The organism is Pseudomonas sp. MLB6B, from assembly GCF_054508135.1.
The window spans coordinates 1,656,061-1,679,321 of the sequence record NZ_CP199313.1 but is presented as its reverse complement, the minus strand read 5'-3'; the positions used below and the strand labels follow the sequence as shown (position 1 = coordinate 1,679,321).

The 23,261-nt window shown below is 64.2% G+C and carries 27 protein-coding genes; 12 read left to right on the top strand and 15 right to left on the bottom strand.

Going from position 1 to position 23,261, the window contains the following annotated elements; all coding sequences use genetic code 11:
• Nucleotides 1–206 precede the first annotated feature (206 nt).
• The gene (locus ACSMEV_RS07285) at nucleotides 207–791 is read left to right on the top strand and encodes a TMEM165/GDT1 family protein (RefSeq protein WP_296265750.1); all 585 of its coding nucleotides are present in this window, start codon (nucleotides 207–209) and stop codon (nucleotides 789–791) included.
• A 70-nt stretch (nucleotides 792–861) separates the two neighbouring features.
• Here ACSMEV_RS07285 and ACSMEV_RS07280 read toward each other — a convergent pair whose 3' ends face one another.
• From ACSMEV_RS07280 to ACSMEV_RS07265, 4 genes are all read right to left on the bottom strand, one after another.
• The gene (locus tag ACSMEV_RS07280; RefSeq protein ID WP_459207826.1) at nucleotides 862–1,677 is read right to left on the bottom strand and encodes a M48 family metallopeptidase; all 816 of its coding nucleotides are present in this window, start codon (nucleotides 1,675–1,677) and stop codon (nucleotides 862–864) included.
• 87 nt (nucleotides 1,678–1,764) lie between these two features.
• Nucleotides 1,765–2,385, bottom strand: coding sequence for an SOS response-associated peptidase (locus ACSMEV_RS07275; RefSeq protein WP_459207825.1), 621 nt, complete (start codon nucleotides 2,383–2,385; stop codon nucleotides 1,765–1,767).
• Nucleotides 2,386–2,400: 15 nt separating this feature from the next.
• Nucleotides 2,401–2,661 (bottom strand): putative signal transducing protein, encoded by a 261-nt coding sequence (locus ACSMEV_RS07270; RefSeq protein ID WP_459207824.1) that lies wholly within the window; start codon nucleotides 2,659–2,661, stop codon nucleotides 2,401–2,403.
• Complete coding sequence (locus ACSMEV_RS07265; protein ID WP_296265681.1) at nucleotides 2,661–2,846, bottom strand: CPXCG motif-containing cysteine-rich protein; 186 nt, start codon at nucleotides 2,844–2,846, stop codon at nucleotides 2,661–2,663. The genes ACSMEV_RS07270 and ACSMEV_RS07265 overlap by 1 nt, the downstream gene beginning before the upstream one ends.
• Before the next feature lie 125 nt (nucleotides 2,847–2,971).
• On the opposite strand from ACSMEV_RS07265, the gene ACSMEV_RS07260 reads away from it, so the two are divergent.
• Together ACSMEV_RS07260 and ACSMEV_RS07255 are read left to right on the top strand one after the other, a co-directional pair.
• Nucleotides 2,972–4,141, top strand: a complete 1,170-nt coding sequence (locus ACSMEV_RS07260; protein WP_459208302.1) for a 1-acyl-sn-glycerol-3-phosphate acyltransferase — start codon at nucleotides 2,972–2,974, stop codon at nucleotides 4,139–4,141.
• A gap of 106 nt (nucleotides 4,142–4,247) precedes the next feature.
• Nucleotides 4,248–4,454, top strand: a complete 207-nt coding sequence (locus ACSMEV_RS07255) for a hypothetical protein (protein WP_459207823.1) — start codon at nucleotides 4,248–4,250, stop codon at nucleotides 4,452–4,454.
• Nucleotides 4,455–4,509: 55 nt separating this feature from the next.
• Here the strand turns inward: ACSMEV_RS07255 and ACSMEV_RS07250 are convergent, their stop codons facing one another.
• A complete protein-coding gene (locus tag ACSMEV_RS07250; protein WP_459207822.1) occupies nucleotides 4,510–5,094 on the bottom strand; it encodes a YajG family lipoprotein in 585 nt (194 codons plus the stop codon).
• Nucleotides 5,095–5,238: 144 nt separating this feature from the next.
• Here ACSMEV_RS07250 and ACSMEV_RS07245 point away from each other — a divergent pair, with 144 nt between their 5' ends.
• Together ACSMEV_RS07245 and mqo are read left to right on the top strand one after the other, a co-directional pair.
• Nucleotides 5,239–5,472 carry a hypothetical protein gene (locus ACSMEV_RS07245; protein ID WP_459207821.1) on the top strand — a complete coding sequence of 78 codons (234 nt, stop codon included), beginning with the start codon at nucleotides 5,239–5,241 and terminating at the stop codon, nucleotides 5,470–5,472.
• A 598-nt stretch (nucleotides 5,473–6,070) separates the two neighbouring features.
• Nucleotides 6,071–7,576, top strand: a complete 1,506-nt coding sequence (mqo, locus tag ACSMEV_RS07240; RefSeq protein ID WP_459207820.1) for a malate dehydrogenase (quinone) — start codon at nucleotides 6,071–6,073, stop codon at nucleotides 7,574–7,576.
• A 66-nt stretch (nucleotides 7,577–7,642) separates the two neighbouring features.
• Here mqo and ACSMEV_RS07235 read toward each other — a convergent pair whose 3' ends face one another.
• From ACSMEV_RS07235 to ACSMEV_RS07225, 3 genes are all read right to left on the bottom strand, one after another.
• Nucleotides 7,643–7,933, bottom strand: a complete 291-nt coding sequence (locus ACSMEV_RS07235) for a PA4642 family protein (protein WP_459207819.1) — start codon at nucleotides 7,931–7,933, stop codon at nucleotides 7,643–7,645.
• 70 nt (nucleotides 7,934–8,003) lie between these two features.
• Nucleotides 8,004–8,474 carry a hypothetical protein gene (locus ACSMEV_RS07230; RefSeq protein ID WP_459207818.1) on the bottom strand — a complete coding sequence of 157 codons (471 nt, stop codon included), beginning with the start codon at nucleotides 8,472–8,474 and terminating at the stop codon, nucleotides 8,004–8,006.
• A 120-nt stretch (nucleotides 8,475–8,594) separates the two neighbouring features.
• Entirely contained in the window at nucleotides 8,595–9,152 is a 558-nt protein-coding gene (locus ACSMEV_RS07225) for a hypoxanthine-guanine phosphoribosyltransferase (RefSeq protein WP_296265668.1), read from the bottom strand.
• Nucleotides 9,153–9,317: 165 nt separating this feature from the next.
• On the opposite strand from ACSMEV_RS07225, the gene upp reads away from it, so the two are divergent.
• Nucleotides 9,318–9,956, top strand: a complete 639-nt coding sequence (upp, locus tag ACSMEV_RS07220; protein ID WP_296265666.1) for a uracil phosphoribosyltransferase — start codon at nucleotides 9,318–9,320, stop codon at nucleotides 9,954–9,956.
• A gap of 2 nt (nucleotides 9,957–9,958) precedes the next feature.
• Nucleotides 9,959–11,233, top strand: coding sequence for a uracil-xanthine permease family protein (locus tag ACSMEV_RS07215; RefSeq protein WP_459207817.1), 1,275 nt, complete (start codon nucleotides 9,959–9,961; stop codon nucleotides 11,231–11,233).
• Between the two features lie 57 nt (nucleotides 11,234–11,290).
• Here ACSMEV_RS07215 and hemH read toward each other — a convergent pair whose 3' ends face one another.
• Both hemH and ACSMEV_RS07205 read right to left on the bottom strand, forming a co-directional pair.
• The gene (gene hemH, locus ACSMEV_RS07210) at nucleotides 11,291–12,307 is read right to left on the bottom strand and encodes a ferrochelatase (protein ID WP_459207816.1); all 1,017 of its coding nucleotides are present in this window, start codon (nucleotides 12,305–12,307) and stop codon (nucleotides 11,291–11,293) included.
• Nucleotides 12,308–12,321: 14 nt separating this feature from the next.
• Nucleotides 12,322–13,227: a TIGR01777 family oxidoreductase gene (locus ACSMEV_RS07205; RefSeq protein WP_459207815.1), complete on the bottom strand. Its 906-nt coding sequence runs from the start codon at nucleotides 13,225–13,227 to the stop codon at nucleotides 12,322–12,324.
• A 188-nt stretch (nucleotides 13,228–13,415) separates the two neighbouring features.
• On the opposite strand from ACSMEV_RS07205, the gene ACSMEV_RS07200 reads away from it, so the two are divergent.
• The 5 genes from ACSMEV_RS07200 (at nucleotide 13,416) to ACSMEV_RS07180 (ending at nucleotide 18,486) form a co-directional block, all read left to right on the top strand.
• Nucleotides 13,416–14,402, top strand: a complete 987-nt coding sequence (locus ACSMEV_RS07200; RefSeq protein WP_459207814.1) for an NAD(P)/FAD-dependent oxidoreductase — start codon at nucleotides 13,416–13,418, stop codon at nucleotides 14,400–14,402.
• 92 nt (nucleotides 14,403–14,494) lie between these two features.
• Nucleotides 14,495–15,463, top strand: a complete 969-nt coding sequence (locus ACSMEV_RS07195) for a YbgA family protein (RefSeq protein WP_459207813.1) — start codon at nucleotides 14,495–14,497, stop codon at nucleotides 15,461–15,463.
• Nucleotides 15,453–16,325: a MerR family transcriptional regulator gene (locus tag ACSMEV_RS07190; RefSeq protein WP_459207812.1), complete on the top strand. Its 873-nt coding sequence runs from the start codon at nucleotides 15,453–15,455 to the stop codon at nucleotides 16,323–16,325. Before ACSMEV_RS07195 ends, ACSMEV_RS07190 begins: the two co-directional genes overlap by 11 nt.
• Before the next feature lie 40 nt (nucleotides 16,326–16,365).
• Nucleotides 16,366–17,784 (top strand): deoxyribodipyrimidine photo-lyase, encoded by a 1,419-nt coding sequence (gene phrB, locus ACSMEV_RS07185; RefSeq protein ID WP_459207811.1) that lies wholly within the window; start codon nucleotides 16,366–16,368, stop codon nucleotides 17,782–17,784.
• Between the two features lie 21 nt (nucleotides 17,785–17,805).
• Nucleotides 17,806–18,486, top strand: a complete 681-nt coding sequence (locus tag ACSMEV_RS07180; RefSeq protein WP_459207810.1) for an SDR family NAD(P)-dependent oxidoreductase — start codon at nucleotides 17,806–17,808, stop codon at nucleotides 18,484–18,486.
• Between the two features lie 21 nt (nucleotides 18,487–18,507).
• Here ACSMEV_RS07180 and murI read toward each other — a convergent pair whose 3' ends face one another.
• Genes murI through hemA form a run of 5 tightly spaced genes read right to left on the bottom strand, consistent with a single transcriptional unit; the run spans nucleotide 18,508 to nucleotide 23,233 of the window.
• Nucleotides 18,508–19,305 carry a glutamate racemase gene (gene murI / locus ACSMEV_RS07175; protein WP_459207809.1) on the bottom strand — a complete coding sequence of 266 codons (798 nt, stop codon included), beginning with the start codon at nucleotides 19,303–19,305 and terminating at the stop codon, nucleotides 18,508–18,510.
• A complete protein-coding gene (locus tag ACSMEV_RS07170) occupies nucleotides 19,298–20,053 on the bottom strand; it encodes a molybdopterin-synthase adenylyltransferase MoeB (protein WP_459207808.1) in 756 nt (251 codons plus the stop codon). The genes murI and ACSMEV_RS07170 overlap by 8 nt, the downstream gene beginning before the upstream one ends.
• Nucleotides 20,047–20,877, bottom strand: coding sequence for a peptide chain release factor N(5)-glutamine methyltransferase (prmC, locus tag ACSMEV_RS07165; protein ID WP_459207807.1), 831 nt, complete (start codon nucleotides 20,875–20,877; stop codon nucleotides 20,047–20,049). Before prmC ends, ACSMEV_RS07170 begins: the two co-directional genes overlap by 7 nt.
• Complete coding sequence (prfA, locus tag ACSMEV_RS07160; protein ID WP_459207806.1) at nucleotides 20,877–21,959, bottom strand: peptide chain release factor 1; 1,083 nt, start codon at nucleotides 21,957–21,959, stop codon at nucleotides 20,877–20,879. Before prfA ends, prmC begins: the two co-directional genes overlap by 1 nt.
• Nucleotides 21,956–23,233 (bottom strand): glutamyl-tRNA reductase, encoded by a 1,278-nt coding sequence (hemA, locus tag ACSMEV_RS07155; protein WP_459207805.1) that lies wholly within the window; start codon nucleotides 23,231–23,233, stop codon nucleotides 21,956–21,958. Before hemA ends, prfA begins: the two co-directional genes overlap by 4 nt.
• Between the last annotated feature and the right edge of the window lie 28 nt (nucleotides 23,234–23,261).

Here is a 23,261-nt window from a genome sequence, read left to right as displayed (position 1 = left end):
GTCCTAGGGGAGTAGTCTCCCGCGAGCCCAGCGCTCGCCCGGTACGCGTCAACATGCTTGGTCCTCCGACCATGGCGCGTGCGACCCAAGGACCCGCACAGACGGGTCCGGGGTTTGACAAGACCTATGACACGCACACCTTACCCGGGGCGGGAAGGTCGTACGTGTCATAGCCGTGTCGACCCGCCCCCGTAGGAACCCTGATGTTGGAATCCCTGCTGGTCCCCACCGCCATCGTTGCCCTCGCCGAAATCGGCGACAAGACGCAACTGCTCGCCCTCATTCTCGCCGCACGCTTCCGCAAGCCCTGGCCGATCATCGCCGGCATCGTCGCCGCCACCCTCGCCAACCATGCCGCCGCCGGTGCCGTGGGCGCCTGGTTCAGCAGTTTCTTCAGCGAAGCGGTGCTGCACTGGGTGCTGGCGGCCAGCTTCACCGCCACGGCCTTGTGGACCCTGGTGCCAGACAAGATGGACGATGACGAGGCCGGCAACACGCGGCGTTTCGGCCCGTTCCTGACCACGTTGATCGCCTTCTTCCTGGCCGAGATCGGCGACAAGACCCAGGTGGCCACGGTCATGCTGGCGGCGCAGTATCCGGACCTGATCATGGTCATCATCGGCACGACGCTGGGGATGTTGATCGCCAACGTGCCGGTGGTGCTGGCGGGTAATTTCGCAGCCGACAAGCTGCCGCTGACGCTGATTCGACGCCTGGCGGCGACGGCGTTCGTGGTCTTGGCGTTGGTGGCTGTGTATTCGGCGATGAAGACCAGCGGCTGGGTGGGCTGATCGCACCGCAGGTGCCGGTTGGGTCGGGTCTGACGTGCAGACCCGCCCCAACGCAAGCGGGCGGGAGGTGTTACTTCTTCGCTGCCTGATACAGCGGCATCACCTTGGGAATGGCCGCTTGCAATGCGGCGATCCGGCTTTCCGAGGCCGGGTGGGTGCTCATGAACTCGGGCGGCGAACCTTCGGACGCCTTGCTCATCTTGTTCCACAAAGTGATGGCGGCATTGGGGTTGTAGCCGCCACGGGCTGCCAGTTCCAGGCCGAGCAGGTCGGCCTCGTTCTCGTTGGCGCGGCTGTTGGGCAGGGTCATGGCGTAGTTGACCACGGTGTCGGCCACGGCCAGACCGCCCTCGCCCAGGCCCAGCAAGGCGCCGGCGCCATTGCGTGCCATCTGCACGCCATAGGCTTTGGACATGGCCTCGCGACCGTGCTCGCGCAAGGCGTGGGCGATTTCATGGCCCATGACGGCGGCGATTTCATCGTCGGTCAACTTGAGCTTATCGATCAGCCCGGTGTAGACGATGATCTTGCCGCCAGGGCCGCAGTTGGCGTTGAGCTCGTCGCTCTGGATGACGTTGACTTCCCACTTCCACTGCGCCGAATCGGGGCGCAATTTCGGTGCCTGAGCGATCAGCCGGTCGGCGATGGCCTGGACGCGGCGCGCATCGGCGCTGTTCTTGGCCAGGGCGCCTTGGCTCGACGCCTCGCTGAGGGTCTTCTGATACGACTGGGCGTACATCTGGTTGACTTCGTCGGTCGACAGCATGCTGAACATGTATTGCTTGCGCTGTACGCCCACCGAGTCGCCCGAGGTGGTGTTCACCGCCTGGCAGCCGCCCAGCACGACGCCTGCGCTCAGCAGGCTGACGAGAAAGATCTTACGCATTGAGAAACTCCTTTTTACGTGGCGCCTATCCTAGGCGCACAGATGGGGCGCCGCTAGGGTCTGGTTGGCGAATTTACTGGTGCACGCTCATGCAGGCGTCAGGCACTGCGGCGCGTCGAGGCTGGGATCATTGACCAGGTTGGCCAGGGCGCGTTCCCGAAGCACGGCGGGCGGCTGCGCGAGCAGCTCGTGCAAGCGCGCCAGCGGTGTCTCGGCGTCGAGCCAAGCGGCCTGGCCGGCGGCGTCGAGCAACAGCGGGCGGCGCTGGTTCATCGCCGCCTGGGTGACCATCGCACAGCTGAGCCAGACCTGCTCCTGCACCGGGTAGGCTTCCCAGATCGCGGCCATGTACAGGGTCGCGCCTTCGCCCGAGGTCAGCCAGTACGGGCGCTTGCGCACACTGCCGCGCCATTCGTAGAAGCCGTTGGCCGGCATCAGGCAGCGACGTTGGGCGAAGGGTTCGCGGAACATCGGCTGGTCGGCCAGGGTTTCGGCGCGGGCATGGGCCGGGGTGCGGGTCATGTCGGTGAGCCAGGGCGGGGTCAGCCCCCAGCGCGCACGAACGAGCGACGGCTCGTCATCGAGGCAGCGCTGGATCAGCACCGAGGCCCCGGGGGCGATGTTCCAATGCGGCTGCTGGTCGGTGGGAAAGCCGGGCAGCGCGGCGAATGCGGGGGACCAACGAAACAGCGCGTAACGTCCAGACATGGGGAATACGGGAACCTAGCAGATGAGCGTACCGGGATAGCTGTCCGGTTCGTCGCCCGGCATGGGCTGGGCGGCATTGTACGCATCGATCAGCTGCCGTGCGTAGCCGGCCTGCTCGTCGGCCACGGCAAGCCCCAGCAGACCATGGATCGGTACTTCGCCCGTGGCGCCGACCAGATCGCGCCCGGCAAGGAACGCTTCGATGCCCTCGCTGGCCAGCATGCCGATCAGCATTTGCGCCTCCATGAGGTTTTCCGGTTCGTAGATGCGCCGCATCAGGCGTCGTCCTCGCGTCGTGTTTCGAGCCACCATTGGTCGCCGTCGACCTGCAACACGAACACCACCGGCTGGCAACACACTTGGCAGTCTTCGGTATACACCTGATCCCCGGCCGACAGGTCGACCAAGGTTTGTACCCTCTCGCCGCAATACGGGCAATCGTACCCATCCTCTTCCAGCATCGCGGTCTCCCCATGGACTTGTGCGTATAATCGCCGTTCTGTCTGCAGGGCCTGCGGGCGACCGAGCCATTTCTCGGGCCCTGCCCTGCCTCTATCACCTTAGCCGTTTCCAACAAGAGAGCATGATGGGCGAATTCGATGCCATCCGACCCTATGACGACGCTGAAGTCCCTGCCGTTCTGGCGCGCCTGCTCAGCGATCCGGCCTTTCTGGACCTTCTCACCCGTTACCGTTTCCCGCGTGCGGCCGGCGCCTTCGGCTGGCTGCTCAAGCCGCTGATCGCCCGGCGCCTGCGCCAGCAGTTCGCTGGCGTCACCTGTGTATCGACCTTGCAGGACAAGGTCGAGCACTATGTCGACCAGACCATCGACAACGCCACCGACGGCGTCACCTACACCGGTGTGGAGCAGCTCAAGTCCGGCACGCCGTACCTGTTCCTGGCCAACCACCGCGACATCGTCATGGACCCGGCCTTCGTCAACTATGCGGTCTACCATGCCGGCCTGCCGACGCCACGCATCGCCATCGGCGACAACCTGCTGCAACGACCCTTCGTCAGCGACATGATGCGCCTGAACAAGAGCTTCATCGTGCACCGCTCGCTGAGCGGGCGCCGGGAAAAGCTCGCGGCGTTCCAGTTGCTGTCGGCCTACATCAACCACTCGATCCGCAACGACGGCGCGTCGATCTGGATCGCCCAGGCCGAAGGCCGGGCCAAGGACGGCGACGACCGTACCGATTCGGCGATCCTCAAGATGTTCCACATGAGCCGCAAGGACGAACCCTTCGGCGCCGTGATCCAGAGCCTGAACCTGACGCCTGTGTCGATCAGCTACGAGTACGACCCCTGCGACCTGGCAAAGGCCCGCGAGCTGTACATCCGCGCGACGACTGGCAGCTACACCAAGACGCCGGGCGAGGACGACAACAGCATCGGCCTGGGCATCACCGGTTACAAGGGCCGGGTGCACATCCACTTCGCGCCGCCGGTCACCGCCTACCACGAAGACACCAAGCAACTGGCCCAGGCCATCGATCAGGAAATTCTCGGCGGCTATCGCCTGTTTCCGGTGCACTACCTGGCCTACGCCATGTGGGCCGACAAGGACGACGCCTTGCAGGTGCCAGCCGCCGAGCAGGTGTTCCCGGCCGCCGAACTGGAGAAGGCCAAGGCCCAATGGCAAACGCGTCTGGAGGCTTGCCCGGTCGAGCAGCGGCCTTACCTGGTGCTGCAGTACGCCACGCCCGTGCGCAACCAGTACCAGGTCAAGCAGCAGGACGCCCTGGCCTGCTGAAGTTCCGACCACCCCGGTCGAGACGACCGGGGGCTTGAATTTCGATGTCACACGCTCGTCATGGAGAGAGGCCACCCTATCGGCCTTCTCACGACGGAGTGTGACCATGCTGCACGCCCAGAACCAGGACCGCCTCTACCTGATCGCCCAGAGCGACGAACAACAGGCACTGATCGACGGCTTCGCCATCAATGTGCAGGACCGCCAATGGCTGGTGTATTGCGCCCTGGGCGGCCATAACCACCAGGACCTGCCCGACGTGGACCTGCTGACCGGCATCAGCGTGCTGGACCTGCACGTGCAGGCGGCCTGAATCGCAATCACGAAAAAGCCCGCGATCGCGGGCTTTTTCGTGCAACCGGGCGGGCTTATTGGGCCAGCATCTGGCCGATGGTCTGGTCCTTGAACAGGCGCGTCAGCGCATCGCTGAGCACATCGCCGACCAGCTTGTTGTTGGTGTCCTGATTCGGCGCCATGCCGAAGCGCTGGTCCAGCGAAGCGCCGTAGCGACCGCTGTAGTTGCGACCACCGTTGACCACATCCGCGCGGAAGGTGGCGCCGATGGTGGCTTCGGTCACGTACATCTTGTCCTTGGGCGACTGGTACTTGAGCTCGGCCAGGGTCACCGTCAGCTTGGGCGCGCTGGACGTACCGGCGCTGGGCGTGAAGCCCAGCAGGCGCACGGCCGCTTCGGCCTGGGCTTGCAGCTTGGGCAGCACATCGTTGCCGCTGACGCTGATGGTGCTGGTTTCCGGGTACATGCCACCGCGCGTGCCGAGCGAAGGCGATGGTCGGCCGTCGACCACCCTCACCACCACCGGTTGGCCATGCCCGACGGGCGCCAACGCAGCGGTGATCTTGGGCTGCGGGCTGAGTTGCTGCGGGCTGTGGGCACATCCGGCCAGGCCGAGGCCGGCTACCGCGATCAAACCGAACAACAGACGTTGCAACATGCGCGTTTCTCCAGAAAAGGCCGCAAAGGGCGACAGTATACGCACGCCCCGGGCGGCCAGCCATTGGCCCGACGCACTTGTCACAATGCTTTAACCGGCTGTGGCTAACCTCGCTTGCAGCCACCCCCGACAGGAATCGCTGCCATGACCTCGCTCTGGAACCTGCTGTTCACACGCCCACGTCGGCGCACCTACGTACGTCTCGACGGACAAGGCCATTGCCTGGCCTTCAAACACTGCTGCGCCCGGCCAGACACCGGCACGTGGGTCGAGGTCACGGAAATGCGCCTGGCCTGGCTGAATCGACCTTTGCCGCAGAGCGTCAGGGTTTGCCGCAACGCAAACGGGCATTGGCAGCCACGCAGTCTCCCCGCCTGACAAACGTCGCAATAAAATCCCTTTCGGGCGACTTTTCTGCCCACGACCTGGCTATAATCTGGCCCCGATTATAAGGACGTCTCCTGATCGGGCCCCCGCATCCGCCGTTTGACCTCGGCACCTACACCGCCTCGCCCACAGAGAGCCTTCCACTCAGGCCAGGGTGGCTGTCGTCCGCAATCTTTCGGACGCGGCCGCACATGGACCTGCGGGTTGCCAGCGCGCAGCCCGCCTTTTGAGGTTCACGTTTCCAAAAGAACGTGGAAAACGGGTTATTCACTACTTCACAAGAGTGTGGCGAGCAATGAACAGTCTGGCATGTGTACACGCGGTAGAAGCGTCTCCATCAGCGCCGAACAGGCGGCCGACATGCCCATCGAAGGTGGGCGTCGAGGCCGGTGCATAACGCACGCAGGGCACCTTGACCATAAGTCGAATTGCCGCAGGCAGGGCAAAAAGCGTTCAATAGACGAACGTAAGGGCTTATTGGCGGTGTCGGCGAGCATTGCAAGAACTGCGAAACGTCGGACATGGCGATCCTGGCATCCTGGGAATCCTGTGCTGTCAATTAGGTGCTGTAGATTGTGGAGACGCGTTAATGGCGCAGAACGAATCGGTTGATGTGGTACTGGTAGGCGCGGGCATCATGAGTGCCACCCTGGCCGTACTGCTCAAGGAGCTCGACCCTACCCTCAAGCTGGAAGTGGTCGAAGCCATGGACTCGGGGGCCGCGGAAAGCTCCAACCCTTGGAACAACGCAGGCACCGGCCACGCGGGCCTGTGCGAGCTGAACTACACCCCGCAAGCGGCCGATGGCAGCATCGACATCAAGAAAGCCGTGCATATCAACACGCAGTTCGAGGTCTCGCGGCAGTTCTGGTCGTACCTGATCAAGAACGGCAGCCTCGGCGCACCCCGCGATTTCATCAACCCGATCCCGCACCTGAGCTACGTCGAAGGTGACAAGGGCATCGCCTTCCTCAAGAAGCGCTTCGAGCTGCTCAAGCAGCACCACGCCTTCGCCGAGATGGAATACACCGAAGACAAGGCCGTGATGCAGCAGTGGATGCCGCTGATGATGCCAGGCCGTCCGGCCGACCAGCACATCGCCGCCACCCGCGTCATGAAAGGCACCGACGTCAACTTCGGCGCCCTGACCAACCAACTGCTCAAGCACCTGGGCCAGACCCAGGACGCGCAGGTCAAGTACAGCAAGAAGGTGACCGGCCTGCGGCGCAACGGCAGCGGCTGGACCGTGACCGTCAAGGACGTCAACGGCGGCGGCAGCCGCGAGGTCGACGCCCGTTTCGTGTTCCTCGGTGCCGGTGGCGCGGCGCTGCCGCTGCTGCAGGCCTCGGGCATCCCGGAAAGCAAGGGCTATGGCGGCTTCCCCGTCAGCGGCCAATGGTTGCGCTGCGACAACCAGGACATCGTCCGCCAGCACCAGGCCAAGGTCTATAGCCAGGCCGCGGTCGGTGCGCCGCCGATGTCGGTGCCGCACCTCGACACCCGTGTCGTGGACGGCAAGACCTCGCTGCTGTTCGGTCCCTACGCCGGCTTTACCACCAAGTTCCTCAAGCACGGCTCGTTCACCGACCTGCCCTTCTCGGTGCGCATGGGCAACATCGGCCCGATGCTCGCCGTGGCGCGCGACAACATGGACCTGACCAAATACCTGGTCAGCGAAGTCATGCAGTCGATGGAACAGCGTCTGGAATCGCTGCGCCGCTTCTATCCCGGTGCCAAGGCCGAAGACTGGCGCCTGGAAGTGGCCGGTCAGCGCGTGCAGATCATCAAGAAAGATCCGAAGAAAGGCGGCGTGCTGCAGTTCGGCACCGAACTGGTAGCGGCCCAGGACGGCAGCCTGGCAGCACTGCTCGGCGCTTCGCCTGGCGCTTCGGTGACGGTGTCGATCATGCTGGAGCTGATCGAGCGCTGCTTCCCCGACCAAGCCAAGGGTGCTTGGGCAGCCAAGTTGCAGACGATCTTCCCGGCCCGCGAGAAAGCGTTGGCCACCGATGCCGCGCTGTACCAGCGCATCAGTGCCGACAACGACACCACGCTGCGCATGGTGGAGACGCACCCGGCGCAGGACTACGCCTGATCCGCCCGCAAGAAAAACGCCCTTCGGGGCGTTTTTTTTGGGTGCTGTCTTGTGGCGGCGAAAACTTCAGCGCCGGGCCTTGTCGATGATCTCGATGTATTCGGGCGCCGTGCGCTGGTCGGCGATCTGCTCGGCGAAGGTTTGGCCTTGCGCGTCCTTGCCGTCGAGGTCGAAGCCGGCTTCGACGAAGAAGCCGACGAAGCGCTCGAAGTCGTCGATGCGCAGGCCGCGGTAGGCCTTGACCAGCTTGTGCAGCGAGGGCGAAGTCATGCCATCGGCAGGCTCGAACTGCAAAAAGGCCTTGATGTAGTCATCGCTGATCTCATCACCAATTACCTGCTTCTTGTCTTTACGCATCAAAGGCTCCGGCTGAATTCGGTCATAGAACGTCAAAGCGCCGCAGTGTACCCCCCTGCGCCGATCGCCCTCAACGCGTACGTACCGTGCCGGTGTGCAGGTCGGCCCAGATGTGGCCATTGTCGTAGGTGAGGAACTGCACGTAGACGGTGTCGTTGCGCAGCAGGTCCATGACCACCCGGTAGTCGCTCACTGGGTAGGTCAGGGTCAAGCGCCGTGCCGCTTCGTCGTACACCGGCTTCTTCAGGCTCTTGCCGCCTTCGGCATCGAAGGTCAGCAGCACCTGGCTCAGGGTGGCGCCCTTGTTCAGCGGCTTGCCTTTGAGCGCGATCTGCAGGCTGGAGGTGATGGGAATCGGCTGCTGGTCGGACTGCCGCTGGGCCCCGACCACCACCGTATAGTCGGTGACTTGCAGCAACTGCTGGGCGTTGGGCGCCTGTTGACGCAGGGACTGATCGTCCGGGGGCAGGAACTGGCTGTGCAGAGGCGCGGCGGATAACGGCAGGCTGACGGCCAGCAGCAGCGGAACGAGTGCGCGCATGGGAAGGCTCCTTGGCATGAGCCGGCAGCCTAGCACACCCCATCGCATGCAGATCCAAACAGGTCTAGGGCGCCAGCCCGGCGAACGAGGATCGTCCGATGAAGCCGGGCTGGCGCAGGATCACATCCCTTTGACGGCAAAGATGCCATTGGCGTTGCGCCAGTAGCCCTTGTAGTCCATGCCGTAGCCGAAGATGTAGCGGTCGATGCACGGCAAGCCGACGAAGTTGGCCTTGAGCTCGGGGCGCGCCTTGCGGTCGTGGTCCTTGTCGATCAACACTGCCGTGTGCACGGCGCGGGCGCCGGCATGCTTGCAGAAGTCGACGATGGCACCCAGGGTATGGCCCTCGTCGAGGATGTCGTCGACGATCAGCACGTCGCGGTCGATGAACGAGACTTCCGGCTTGGCCTTCCAGAACAGCTCGCCGCCGCTGGTCTGGTTGCGGTAGCGGGTGGCGTGCAGGTAAGAGGCTTCCAGCGGGAACTGCAAGTGGGTGAGCAGTTTGCCGGCGAAGATCAGGCCGCCGTTCATCACGCAGAACACCACGGGGTTCTTGTCGTGCAGCTCGCGGGAAATGTGCTCACCGACCTTGGCGATGGCGGCTTCCACTTCGGCTTCGGTGTACAGGCAGTCAGCCTCGTGCATGACTTGACGGATATGCTCGAGATCAGCGGACATGGCGCGCTCCAGGGGCTTGGAAATGGAAAAGCGGGCAAAGGTACGCATCCGTTCGCCGCAGATCAAGCGAATCTGCACTAACGTCCACAATGACTGGACGACATGCCGAGCTGAATAGATTAATCTAGCGCGGTTTTTTTGCCCGCCTTCCGGAGCCCCCCTTCTATGCCTACTCGTGAGATCCGCCATCCGCTGATCCGCCATAAGCTCGGCCTCATGCGCCGCGCCGACATCAGCACCAAGAATTTTCGCGAACTCGCCCAGGAAGTCGGCGCGCTGCTGACCTATGAAGCCACCCAGGACCTGGCCCTGGAAACCTACGAAATCGACGGTTGGTGCGGCAAGGTGCCAGTCGAGAAGATCGCCGGCAAGAAGATCACCGTCGTGCCGATCCTGCGCGCCGGCATCGGCATGCTCGATGGCGTGCTCAGCCTGATTCCGGGCGCCAAGGTCAGTGCCGTGGGCGTGGCGCGCAATGAAGAGACCCTGCAAGCCCACACCTACCTGGAAAAGCTCGCGCCGGAGATCAACCAGCGCCTGGCCCTGATCATCGACCCGATGCTGGCCACCGGCAACTCCATGGTCGCGACCATCGACCTGCTCAAACGCGCCGGCTGCCGGGACATCCGCGCCATGGTGCTGGTGGCCGCCCCGGAAGGCATCGCCACGGTCGAAAAGGCCCACCCGGACGTGCGTATCTTCACCGCCTCGATCGACCAGGGTTTGAACGAAGACTCCTACATCGTGCCGGGTCTGGGCGATGCCGGTGACAAGATCTTCGGCACCAAGCAGAAGGACGCCTGACCATGCAGGACGGCTTCGACGACCCGCTCTGGCGCCAGGTCGTTTCGGGCGCGCAGATGCTCTTCGTGGCATTCGGCGCGCTGGTGCTGATGCCGCTGATCACCGGCCTGGACCCCAACGTCGCGTTATTCACGGCAGGCATCGGCACGCTGCTGTTCCAGCTGGTCACCGGGCGTCAGGTGCCAGTGTTCCTGGCATCGAGCTTCGCCTTCATCACGCCGATCATTCTCGCCAAGGGTCAGTTCGGCCTGGCCGAAACCATGGGCGGCGTAATGGCGGCCGGTTTCGTCTACACCTTCATGGGCCTGATGGTGAAGATCAAAGGCACCGGCTTCATCGACCGCCTGCTGCCGCCGGTAGTGATCGGCCCAGTGATCATCTCCATCGGTCTGGCCATGGCGCCGATCGCCGCCAACATGGCGATGGGCAAGAACGGTGACGGCACGGCGCTGATGCCGTACCAGACGGCCATGCTGATCTCCATGCCGGCCCTGCTCACCACCTTGCTGGTGGCAGTGTTCGGCAAGGGCATGTTCCGCCTGGTGCCGATCATCTCCGGCGTGCTGGTGGGCTTCGCGTTGGCGTTCGCCTTCGGTGTGGTAGACACCGCCAAGATCGCCGCCGCACCGTGGTTGGAGCTGCCCAACTTCACCGCCCCGGCCTTCAACTGGCAGGCGATCCTGTTCATCGTGCCGGTCGCGTTGGCGCCGGCCATCGAGCACATCGGCGGCGTGATCGCGGTAGGCAGCGTGACCGGCCGCGACTACCTGAAAAAGCCCGGCCTGCACCGCACGCTGCTTGGCGACGGTCTGGCCACCACGGCTGCCGGCCTGTTCGGCGGCCCGCCCAACACCACCTATGCCGAAGTGACCGGCGCGGTAATGCTGACCAAGAACTACAACCCGAAGATCATGACCTGGGCGGCGGTGTTCGCCATCACCCTGGCCTTCATCGGCAAGTTCGGTGCGCTGTTGCAGAGCATTCCGGTGCCGGTCATGGGCGGCATTCTGTGTTTGCTGTTCGGCTCGATCGCCGCAGTGGGGATGAACACCCTGATCCGGCACAAGATCGACCTGGCCGAGGCGCGCAACCTGGTGATCGTCTCAGTGACCCTGGTGTTCGGCATCGGCGGCGTGCTGATCGGCAGCGGCGACGGCCCGGACGATTGGGGTTTGAAGGGCATCGCGCTGTGCGCGGTGGTGGCCATTGCATTGAATCTCATCCTGCCAGGCAACGACGGCTGGAAGAACAAGACGCTGGACGACCAATTGCCCTGATCGAAAGGCAACTTCTACACGAACCGGCCCTTCCAGGCCGGTTCGGCGTTTCTGGGCTCAGGCCCGCTCGCAGAGCCCCGCCAACACCTGCGCCCAGTGCACGTCATCGTTCAAGCACGGCACTAGCACCAGCTCTTGCCCGCCGGCCTCGACGAACTGTTCACTGCCGCGCATACCAATCTCTTCGAGCGTCTCGATGCAGTCGGCGACGAAGGCCGGGCACATGACCAGCAGTTTCTTCACCCCGGCCTTACCCAGCTCGTCCAGGCGATTCTCAGTATAGGGCTCGATCCACTTGTCGCGACCCAAGCGCGACTGGAACGACACCGACCATTTGCCGTCGGCAATGCCCAACCGTTTGGCCACGGCGGCGGCGGTGGCCAGGCACTGACCGCGATAGCACACCGCACGCACTTCGGGGCTGGCGCCGACGCAGCACTGTGCGGCGCGCAGATCGTGCCGCGTGCCCTTTGGGAAAAGCTTCTTCAGGTGGCGTTCGGGCAGGCCATGGAAGCTCAGCAACAAGTGGTCGTAACCCTGGTCGAGGTAAGGTCTGGCGCTATCGGCCAGGGCCTCGATGTAGCTCGGATCGTCGTAGAAAGGTGTCAGCACGCGCATCTGCAACGGCAGCTTGTGCTCGTCGATGGTCTGCTTGGCCAGTTCGATGACAGTGGTGACGGTGCTGTCGGCGAACTGCGGATACAGCGGCGCCAAAGTGACCTGACGCACACCCTGCGCGGCCAGACGCTGCAGTACCTCGGGCAACGCCGGCTGGCCGTAGCGCATGGCGATCTCTACCGGACCATGGGGCCAATACGGCGTAATGGCGGTCTGCAACCGGCGGGTCAGTACCACCAATGGCGAACCCTCGTCCCACCAGATCGAGCCATAGGCGTGCGCCGACTGCTCCGGCCGCTTGATCAGGATCAGCGACACCAGCAGGCGGCGCAGCGGCCAGGGCAGATCGACCACATAAGGGTCCATGAGGAACTGGTCGAGGTAGCGGCGTACGTCACCTACCGAGGGCGAGGCTGGAGAGCCCAGATTGACCAGCAGCAAGGCGTGATCGGTCATGCAGCATCCTAATGTCAGAGAGCCTTGGACAGATCGTCCAGGGCCGGTTGCAGATCGGTGTAGCTGAAGCTGAAACCTGCTTCCAGCAGCCGCACCGGATAGGCCCGTTGGCCGCCCAGCAGCAGTACCGACAACTCGCCAAGGCCAAGTTTGAGCAATGGGGCCGGCAGCGGCATGAAGGCCGGTCGATGCAACGCGCGCCCCAAGCACTGGCTGAAATCGCGGTTGCGTACGGGTTCAGGCGCGCAGGCATTATACGGACCACTGGCGTCGCGGTTTCGCACCAGAAAATTGACCAGTGCCACGTAATCGTCCACATGCACCCACGGCATCCACTGCCGACCATTGCCGATCGGCCCGCCCAAACCCAGCTTGAACGGCCAGCGCAGCCGCGCCAATAGACCGCCGTCGCTGGCCAGCACCAGGCCCGTGCGCACCAGCACCACGCGCATGCCCAAACCTTGTGCGCGTGAAGCGGTTTCTTCCCAGGCGACGCAGAGCTGGCTGGCGAAATCGGGTTTGACCGGTGCCGAAGCCTCGGTCAACTTGCGCTCGCCCCCATCGCCGTACCAGCCGACCGCCGAACCCGACACCAACACTTCGGGGCGCTGCGTTCGGCCTTCTAGCCAGCGCAGCAGCTGTTCGGTCAAAGTGACGCGGCTGTTCCACAGTTCCACCCGCCGCATGCTGGTCCAGGGCCGGCTGGCGATCGGGGCGCCCGCCAGGTTGACCACCACATCCAGCGGCTCGTCGTCGGCGATGTCCTCGAGCCGCGCGACCCCACGCACGTCAGGCCCACAGCGTTTTTCCACCTGCTGCGGCGAACGGCTCCAGACCGTCAGGCGATGGCCTTGAGCGCTCCAGAGACGGCAAAGGTGTCGACCAATCAGCCCCGTACCGCCGGTCAGTAGGATATGCATTGCAGTGTCCTCGTGTTGTACAGCTGTGGTCCATGTTCAAAGACCATCCCGCTCGGTTGACCCAACGCTTACTGATTGATCGGTCAGGCTGAAATATTTGGCGGTACAACCTTATACAAGTTCAAGACATTGTACAGGTTAGCCCAGCGGCGTAGGCTGACCCAAGCGGGGTTCAACAAGAGGCCACCATGACTGTACCCATTGCCATCATCGGTGCCGGCATTGCCGGCTTGTCAGCTGCCCAGGCGTTGCAAGCGGCCGGGCAGACCGTGCACGTGTTCGACAAGGGTCGCGGCAGCGGCGGACGCATGGCTAGCAAGGCCAGCGAAGCCGGCTCGCTCGACTTGGGCGCACAATATTTCACTGCGCGCGACCGGCGTTTCGTCGAACAGGTGCGGCAATGGGTGGCGGCAGGCTGGGCCGCAGAGTGGCAACCGCAGTTGTACAACGCCCGCGGCGGCCAACTGACGCCTTCGCCCGACGAACAGACCCGCTGGGTCGGTGTGCCGCGCATGAGCGCCATCACCCGTGGCCTGCTGGAGGGCATGACGGTGAGGTTCGAATGCCGCATCACCGAGGTGTTCCGAGGCGTCGAATACTGGCACCTGCAAGATGCCGACGGCGTGACCCACGGCCCCTACGAGCGCGTCGTGATCGCCGTGCCCGCGCCTCAGGCCACGCCCTTGCTGGCCGCCGTACCCAAGCTTGCGGGTATCGCCGCCGGTGTGCAGATGGAGCCGACCTGGGCCGTCGCCATGGGCTTCGCCGAACCCTTGGCAACGCCCATGCAGGGCTGCTTCGTGCAGGACAATCCGATCGACTGGCTGGCGCGCAACCCCAGCAAACCCGGCCGTGATGCCCAACCGGACACGTGGGTGTTGCACGCGACTGCACCTTGGAGCAAGCAGCACATCGACCTGAGCAAGGACCAGGCGATCGAGCAGCTCTGCGGTGCGTTCGCCGAGCTGGTCGGCTGCGTGGTGCCGGTGCCCAGCTTCTCGTTGGCACACCGCTGGTTGTACGCACGCCCCGCCGGCAATCACGAGTGGGGAGCTTTGGGCGATCCCGATCAAGGTCTCTACGCGTGCGGCGACTGGTGCCTGTCCGGGCGTGTGGAGGGTGCCTGGCTAAGCGGCCAGGAGGCGGCACGCAGGCTGCTGGAACACCTGGAGTGATCGGCGGCGAGCGTTTTTATTGAACGACTCCTGGCGATCATGGGTATTACTTGTATAAGTTTTCTACCTTGTACAAGAATCCGGGGGCAGTAATGACGGGGACTTCTCCAACTGGCAAGTTCCGCATCGGCATCAGCGCATGCCTGGTCGGCGACAACGTACGCTACAACGGCGGCCATAAAGCCTCTTCGTTGTGCCATAAGCTGTTCGACGAGCAGTTCGACTGGGTGCCGGTCTGCCCGGAAGTGGCCATCGGCCTGGGTATTCCGCGTGAGCCCATCCGCCTGATCGGCGATCCGGACCATCCGCAAGTGGTCGGCACCCGCGACGCCAGCCAGGACTTCTCCGCACCGCTGCGCGAATATGGCAATTACATGGCCAAGCACCTCGATGACCTCTGTGGCTATGTGTTCATGCAGAAATCGCCGTCTTGCGGGCTGGAGCGAGTCAAGGTGTACCAGAGCGGCGGACGCCCGGCGCTCAAGGGAGGCCGCGGCGCTTTCGCCGAAGCCTTCACTGCGCAGCGCCCCGATCTGCCCGTGGAAGAGGAAGGCCGCTTGCACGATCCGGTGCTGAGGGAGAATTTCATCAGCCGCGTGTACGCCTACATCGACTGGCAAGCCCTGCTCGCCCAGGGCCTGACCCGTGGCGGCATCATCGCTTTCCATTCGCGCTACAAGTATCTGCTGATGGCCAACAACCCTCAGGCCTACCGCGACATCGGGCGTCTGCTCGGCACGCTCAAGCGCGATGACGACCCCAACGAAGTGGGTGCGCGCTATTTCAGCCGCCTGATGCAGGCCCTGCGCCGTTGCGCCAACCGCGGCACGCATTGCAACGTGCTGCAGCACATGACCGGCTACCTGCGCGATGCGCTCGACAGCGATGACCGCCAGGAACTGCAGCAACTGATCGAGCAGTACCACAACGGCAGTGTGCCGTTGGTCGTGCCGTTGACGTTGTTCAAGCACCACCTGCGCAACCATCCCGACCCCTATCTGATGCAGCAGGCCTACCTGCACCCGCACCCGGCCAAACTTGGACTGCGCAATGCACTCTGAGCAGCTGATTCCCATACGCGATGTGGCGCGTTTGACCGGAGTCAACCCGGTCACGCTCAGGGCCTGGGAACGCCGCCATGGCCTGCTCGTGCCTCACCGTACCCCAAAGGGCCACCGGCTTTATGGTCCTGACCAGGTCCAGCGCGTGCAGGACATCCTGCACTGGTTGGCGCGCGGCGCATCGGTCGGCCAAGTGCGCGAGTTGCTGGATCGCAAACCCAGTGTCGCCCCCCAAGGTGATTGGCAGGTTCGCTGCCAGCAGTTGGCCGATGCCGTCACCCACCTCTCCTCACGCAGCCTCGACCACCACTTCAACCAGGTCATGGCGCTCTACCCTTCGGTAACGCTATGTGAACACCTGCTATTGCCACTGATGGCTCAGCTGGCCGAGCGCTGGCGCAGCGGATTCAACGCGCGCCTGGAGCAGGCCTTCTTCCACACCTGGCTGCGCAGCAAGCTAGGCGCGCGGGTCTACCACGACAACCAGCTCCTCGACGGTCCACCTACGCTGATCGTGCAGGAAGACGACGGTTCGTTCAGCGCCGACGTATGGCTATGCGCCTGGCTGCTCAGCAGCACCGGACAACCCGTCGTGGTCCTGGAGCAGCCCATCGGTCTAGGGCAATTGCGCAACGCCATCGCACAGTTGAATCCAAGCACGGTGGTGCTGTGCGTCGGCGCCCAGCTGGAACGCGCGGTACTGTTCAAGACATTGCAGGAGACGACCCAACCCGTGCTACTGGGCGGGCTGGCAGCGAGCATCCACGAGACCGAGTTGCAGGCGTTGGCGCTTGCCAATCTATGTTTGTTCGACAGCCCGCCACACGCGCTACGCGAGTTTCAGCGTCTGCGCGCCCAGTGACTGAGCCGCATTACCTTATCCAGGCCGTTGGAGAACCTTCATGCAGTTGATCTGGCTGCGCAGCGATCTGCGCGTTACCGACAATACCGCACTGGCAGCCGCCTGCGAACGAGGCCCCACCCTGGCCCTGTGGATCGTCAGCCCCAAGCAATGGCAGCAACACGACGAAGCACCCTGCAAAGTCGATTTCTGGTTGCGCAACCTGCGTGAGTTACGCAAGCAACTGGATGACCTGCACATCCCGCTGCTGATACGCACTTGCGACACCTGGGCACAGGTACCCAAGGCCGTGCTGCATCTTTGTCAGCAGCACAAGATCAAGGCGGTCCATTGGAACGACGAGTACGGCGTCAACGAGCAACGCCGTGACGACGAGGTGCGCGAAGCTCTGGAAGCTGAGGGCATTGGCGCACACGGCTACCTCGACCAGCTGCTGTTCAAACCCGGCAGCATCCTGACCCGCAGCGGCGGCTACTTCCAGGTCTTCGGGCAGTTCAAGAAAGTGTGCATGGAGCGTCTGCATGTTGGCGCTCCCGACAGCGCCGGCCCGATCAAGGCGCAAGTGCCGCTGTCGGTTCGCAGCGACGCCATTCCACGCCAGGTAGAAGGCTTCGATAAACCCAGCGATGGCCTGCGCAAGCAATGGCCGGCCGGCGAAGCCGAGGCCCAGGCGCGCTTGCAGCGCTTCGTCGATGAAGTCATCGAAGACTACGATGTCGCCCGCGACCTGCCCGCCCGTCCTGGCACAAGCCAGCTGTCGGCCTACCTGGCAGCAGGCGTAATTTCACCGCGCCAATGCCTGCACGCTGCCTTGGCGTGTAACAAGGGTGAATTGGACAGTGGCAATCGTGGAGTGCAGACCTGGATCGGCGAATTGATCTGGCGTGAATTCTACAAGCACATTCTGGTGGGCTACCCCCAGGTGTCGATGCACCGCGCATTCCGCTCGCATACCGAGGCGTTGCCCTGGCGCAAGGCGCCTGAGGAATTGCGTGCATGGCAGGAAGGGCGTACCGGCTTTCCCTTGATCGATGCCGCCATGCGTCAACTGCTCGAAACGGGCTGGATGCATAATCGCCTGCGCATGGTGACGGCCATGTTCCTGAGCAAGAACCTGTTGATCGACTGGCGCGAAGGCGAGCGCCACTTCATGCGTCATCTGATCGACGGCGACTTGGCGGCGAACAACGGGGGTTGGCAATGGAGTGCCTCCACGGGCACGGATTCGGTGCCGTATTTCCGTATTTTCAACCCGGTCACACAGTCCCAGCGGTTCGATCCGGAGGGACGCTTCATCGTCCACTGGCTGCCCGAGCTCGACCAACTGGACAAAAAAAGCGTTCACTTCCCCGCAAAATCGAAGACACGACTTGCTACAAACACGTATACAAAGCCTATAGTCAGTCTCGACAGCAGTCGTCAACGCGCGCTGGAGGCGTTCAAAAGCCTCCCCCGTTGACAGCACAATGGGGGCAGGATCGTGGACGATTCACAGAGTTTTTGGGTCACGGCCAGCACTAACGGGCTGGGCGCGGCCCTGATCGAACAACTGGTCGAGCAACGCGTGCGCGTTGCGGCCAGTGGACGCAACAATCTGCAATTCCATGCCATGGCCAGGCGCCATGGCAGGCATCTATCGGCACTCGACGGCAGTGTCCCGCAACAAGCCGATCGCTTGAAGCTCGAGTGGGGCGCTCTGGATACGCTGATCATCAACGCCGGCACCTGTGACTATTTGCCTGCCGACATTACCGAGGGTCAGCTCTTGCAGGCGCTGATCAAAACCAATACCGAGGCTGTGGAGCGCTATCTGGACGCTGCGCTACCGCTTTTGATCGAAGCCCGGCGCCCGCACGTCGCGGTGATCCTCAACCTCTACACCGCTGCGAAACTGTCCGATCCCAGTTTTCCCGCAAGCGCCGCGACCAGTCTGCCAGAGCGCTTGCGGATCAAACGCGCCCAGCTCAAGGCATCAGGTATCGATCTGACCGTCATCACGCCCTATGCGCCGCCCTCAAAGCATTCCGTACCCAAAATTCCAGAGCACTGGACGGCCCAGAGCGCTGCGGCCGAGATCCTGGCAAGGCTGTCCGACCGTGAAGAAGAGATCGTTTTTGAAGCCCTTGGGCTGCGAACGCTGTGGCCGTTGAAGTCGTTCTAGGGCGACAGCAAGCAATGTTTCTTACAGTGCGAAACGTTGCACGCTGCCAGCACCACCCCAAAGCAACGGAAGGATAGCGCCGAACGCCTGAGGCTCGGCGCTCGTCCAGAAAGCGGTTTCCCGGGCAGGCCCGCTGGCCAATAGCTCGCGCTCGCGCAACAGACGCTGCAATTGCCGCGCGACGGCCGCGCCCGTATCGATGACGGCGATCTCGCTCGGCACCAAGGTGGCCAACAGCGGACGCAGGAAAGGATAGTGGGTGCAGCCGAGGATCAGGGTGTCGCACCCGGCAGCCAGAAGCGGCTCGACGTAACCTGTCAGCAGCTGGCGCAAATGCGGGCTGTGCAGGTCACCCGACTCGATGCATTCCACCAGCCCCGGACAAGGTTGCGTGACCACCCGCACGTCGCCTGCGAAGCGGTCGAGCAAGGCGGCGAACTTGGCGCTTTGCAAGGTACCGGTGGTCGCCAACACGCCGACCACGCCCGAGCGTGTGGCCGCTGCCGCCGGCTTGACCGCCGGTTCCATACCGACCAGCGGCCAATTCGGGTAGAGGCCGCGCAGGTCGGCGACTGCCGCCACGGTTGCGGTGTTGCAAGCCAGAACCATGGCTTTGGCGCCCTGTTCGCGAAAGAAGCCAGCAATGTGCCGGCAGCGCTCACGAATGTAGTCGGCCGATTTCTCGCCGTAGGGCACATGCCCACAGTCGGCGACATAGAGCAGCGATTCCTGCGGCAACAAGTGCTGAATCTCGCGCAACACCGACAGCCCGCCAACACCCGAATCCATCACGCCCACCGGCGCGGCACGCTCAGCCATGGCGCTTGGCACACACCGCGCAGGCAGGGTCGCGCTTGACCCGCAACTCGCGCAGACGTGTGCCCAAGCCGTCGATCAACAGCAGACGGCCGATCAGCGGCTCGCCGAAGCCGGCCAGCAGCTTCAACGCTTCCAAGGCTTGCAGGCTGCCCACCAGCCCCACCAGCGGCCCCAGCACGCCCGCTTCGCTGCACGTCAGCTCCGCCTCGCTGCCATGCCCGTACAGGCAGTGGTAGCAGGGGCTTTCAGGGCGCCGGGTGTCGAACACCGACAACTGCCCTTCCAGACGAATCGCCGCGCCGCTGACCAGCGGTCTGCCGGCAGCGACGCAGGCGGCGTTGACCGCTTCACGGGTGGCGAAGTTGTCGGAGCAATCGAGCACGACGTCCACGCTGGCAACGGCGGCGGCCAGGCTGTCGCTGTCCAGCGCCTGACGATGGGGGACCAGGCGCACGTGCGGATTGAGCGCCTGCAACCGCGCCGAGGCCGAGTCGACCTTGCTCAGGCCGACGCTGTCGCTGTCGTGCAGCACCTGGCGTTGCAGGTTGGTGAGGTCGACAGTGTCGAAGTCGGCCAGGTGCAGTTCGCCGACGCCTGCCGCTGCCAGATACAAAGCGGCCGGCGAGCCCAACCCGCCTAACCCGACCAGTAGCACCCTGCCCTGCTTGAGGCGCAACTGGCCGGCGATGTCGACCTGCGACAGCAGTACCTGACGGCTGTAACGCAGCAGCTCCTCGTCGCTCAACATGGCAGGCGCCCCAGGGAGATCCGCGGCTGTCCGCCCAGGTCGATACGGTTTTCGACGTCGACGAAGCCGTGCTCGGCAAGCAGTGCGCAGACCGCCTCGGCCTGGTCGTAACCATGCTCGAGCAGCAGCCAGCCGCCGGGCAGCAGGTGCTGCGGGGCCTGTTCGATGATCTGGCGCAGGTCGCTCAGGCCGTCGTGGCCGGCCACCAGGGCGCTGCTGGGCTCGAAACGCACGTCGCCACGCACCAGATGTGGGTCCTGCTCGCGAATATAAGGCGGGTTGCTGAGAATCATGGCGAAGCGCTGCCCGGCCAGTTGCTCGAACCAGTGGCTCAGTTGCACCCGCACGTTGCCCAGCCCCAGGCGCTGGCGGTTGCGCTCGGCCAGGGCCACGGCGGCCTCGATGCGGTCCACTGCGGTCAGTTGCCAGACCGGACGCTCGCTGGCCAGGGCCAGGGCGATGGCACCGGTGCCGGTGCCCAGGTCCAGCACCTGCGCAGGGCCGCCCGGCAATACGGCCAGTGCCGTTTCCACCAGCAGCTCGGTTTCGGGGCGGGGGATCAGGGTGTCGGGAGCGACTTCCAGGTCCAGGGTCCAGAACCCTTGCTGGCCGAGGATGTAGGCCACCGGCTCGCCCTCGCGACGGCGCTGCAGATAGCTCTCGAAGCGCTGCGCCGCGTCACGTTCGACGATGCGCTCGGGCCAGGTGCGCAGGTAGCTGCGGGTTCGCCCCAGGGCGGCGGCGAGTAGCAGCTCGGCGTCCAGTTGCGCAGTGGGCGATTCGGACAACTGCGCGTTGCGCAGCAGGCTGGCGATGATGGTCATCAGTCCCCCAAGGCGGCCAGCTGGTCGGCCTGGTATTCGCTGAGCAGCGGCTCGATCACTGCATCCACGCCGCCGGTGAGGATCTCGTCCAGCGAGTACAGGGTGAGGTTGATGCGGTGGTCGGTCACCCGCCCTTGCGGGTAGTTGTAGGTGCGGATGCGCTCGGAGCGGTCGCCCGAGCCCACCAGCAGCTTGCGTTCGCTGGCGATGGCGTTCTGCGCCGCGCTGGTCTGGATGTCGTTGAGTTTGGCCGACAGCCAGGACATGGCCCGCGCCCGATTCTTGTGCTGGGAACGTTCTTCCTGGCACTCGACCACGATGCCGGTGGGCAAGTGGGTGATGCGGATCGCCGAGTCGGTCTTGTTGATGTGCTGGCCGCCCGCGCCCGAGGCGCGGTAGGTGTCGACCCGCAGGTCGGCGGGGTTGATCTCGATCGCCACCTGCTCGTCGGGCTCGGGCAGCACGGCCACGGTGCAGGCCGAGGTATGGATGCGGCCCTGGCTCTCGGTTTCCGGCACGCGCTGCACGCGGTGGGCGCCGGATTCGAATTTGAGTTTGGCGTACACGCCGTCGCCTTCGACCCGGGCGATGATTTCCTTGTAGCCGCCGTGCTCGCCTTCGTTCTCGGACAGCACCTCCAGGCGCCAGCCGCGCTTCTCGGCGTAGCGCGAGTACATGCGGAACAGGTCGCCGGAAAAGATCGCCGCCTCGTCGCCGCCGGTGCCGGCACGGATTTCGAGGAACACGTTGCGGTTGTCGTTGGGGTCCTTGGGCAGCAGCATGCGCTGCAACTGCGATTCCAGCTCGGTCAGCCGCTCGCGGGCATCGCGCACTTCCTCGACGGCCATTTCGCGCAGGTCGGGGTCGCTGTCCTTGAGCAGGGCCTGGGCGCCTTCGAGGTCGTCCTGCACCTTGCGCCAGGCCTGGTAGGCGGCATGCACCGGCTCGACTTCGGCATATTCGCGCGAATAGGTACGAAAGCGCGCCTGATCGGCGATGACTTCGCCATCGCCCAGCAAGGCGGTGAGTTCTTCGAAGCGGTCCTGGAGCGTGTCCAGTTTATTGAGCAGCGACGCTTTCATTGCGGGGTTTTGTCCGTCGAGCCCTCGTTGAGGGCGAAGAGTTCCTGGGCCATGGCCAGCGCATCGACGCGGCCTTCGGCAGAGAGCTTTTTCAGTTGCACGCTGGGCGCGTGCAGAAGTTTGTTGGTCAAGCCGCGGGCCAACTGCGCCAGCACCTCTTCCGGGTTGCCGCCATTGGCCAGCAGGCGCTGGGCCTTCTGCAATTCGTCGTCGCGCAGGCGCTCGCTCTGTTGCCGGTAGGCACGCAGCACGTCGACCGCCGCCAGCTCGCGCAGGCGGCCCATGAAATCTTCGGCACCGAGCGCGACCAGCTCTTCGGCGGCCTGTGCCGCGCCCTGGCGGCTCTTGAGGTTTTCCGCGACCACGTCGTGCAGGTCGTCGACGGTGTAGAGGTAGACGTCGTCCAGCTCGCCGACTTCCTGCTCGATGTCGCGCGGCACGGCGATGTCGACCATGAAGATGGGCTTGTGCCGGCGCAGTTTCAGCGCGCTTTCCACTGCGCCCTTGCCGAGGATCGGCAACTGGCTGGCGGTGGAACTGATGACGATGTCGCTGTTGGCGAGCTCTTGCGGAATGTCGGCGAGCAGTACGGCGTGGGCGCCGAACTGCTCGGCCAGGAGGCTCGCGCGCTCCAGGGTGCGGTTGGCGACCACGATGCGCCGCACGCCCTGCTCGTGCAGGTGGCGGGCGACCAGGGTGATGGTTTCGCCGGCGCCGATCAGCAGTGCCTGGCTACGACCCAGGTCACTGAAGATCTGCCGCGCCAGGCTCACGGCGGCGAAGGCCACCGACACCGGGTTTTCGCCGATGGCCGTGTCGGTGCGCACCTGCTTGGCGGCACTGAACGTGGCCTGGAACAGCCGCCCGAGCAGCGGCCCGACGGTGCCGGCCTCGCGCGCCACGGCGTAGGCGGACTTCATCTGGCCGAGGATCTGCGGTTCGCCCAGCACCAGCGAGTCGAGCCCGGAGGCCACGCGCATCATGTGCTTGACCGCGTCGTGCTCTTCATGGACATAGGCGCAGGCGCGCAGCTCGTCGAGGCTCAGGCGGTGGTAGTCGGCCAGCCATTGCAACACGCTGTCGGCGGCCAGGGCGTCCTGTTCTATATAGAGTTCGCTGCGGTTGCAGGTCGATAGGATCGCCGCCTCGCGGCTGGCGGTCAGGCGACAGAGCTGCTGCAGGGCATCGACCAACTGCTCGGGGGTGAACGCTACGCGCTCGCGTACGTCGACCGAGGCAGTCTTGTGATTGATCCCGAGTGCAAGAAAGGCCATGCGAGGTCGCTGATTGTGACGAGAAGCC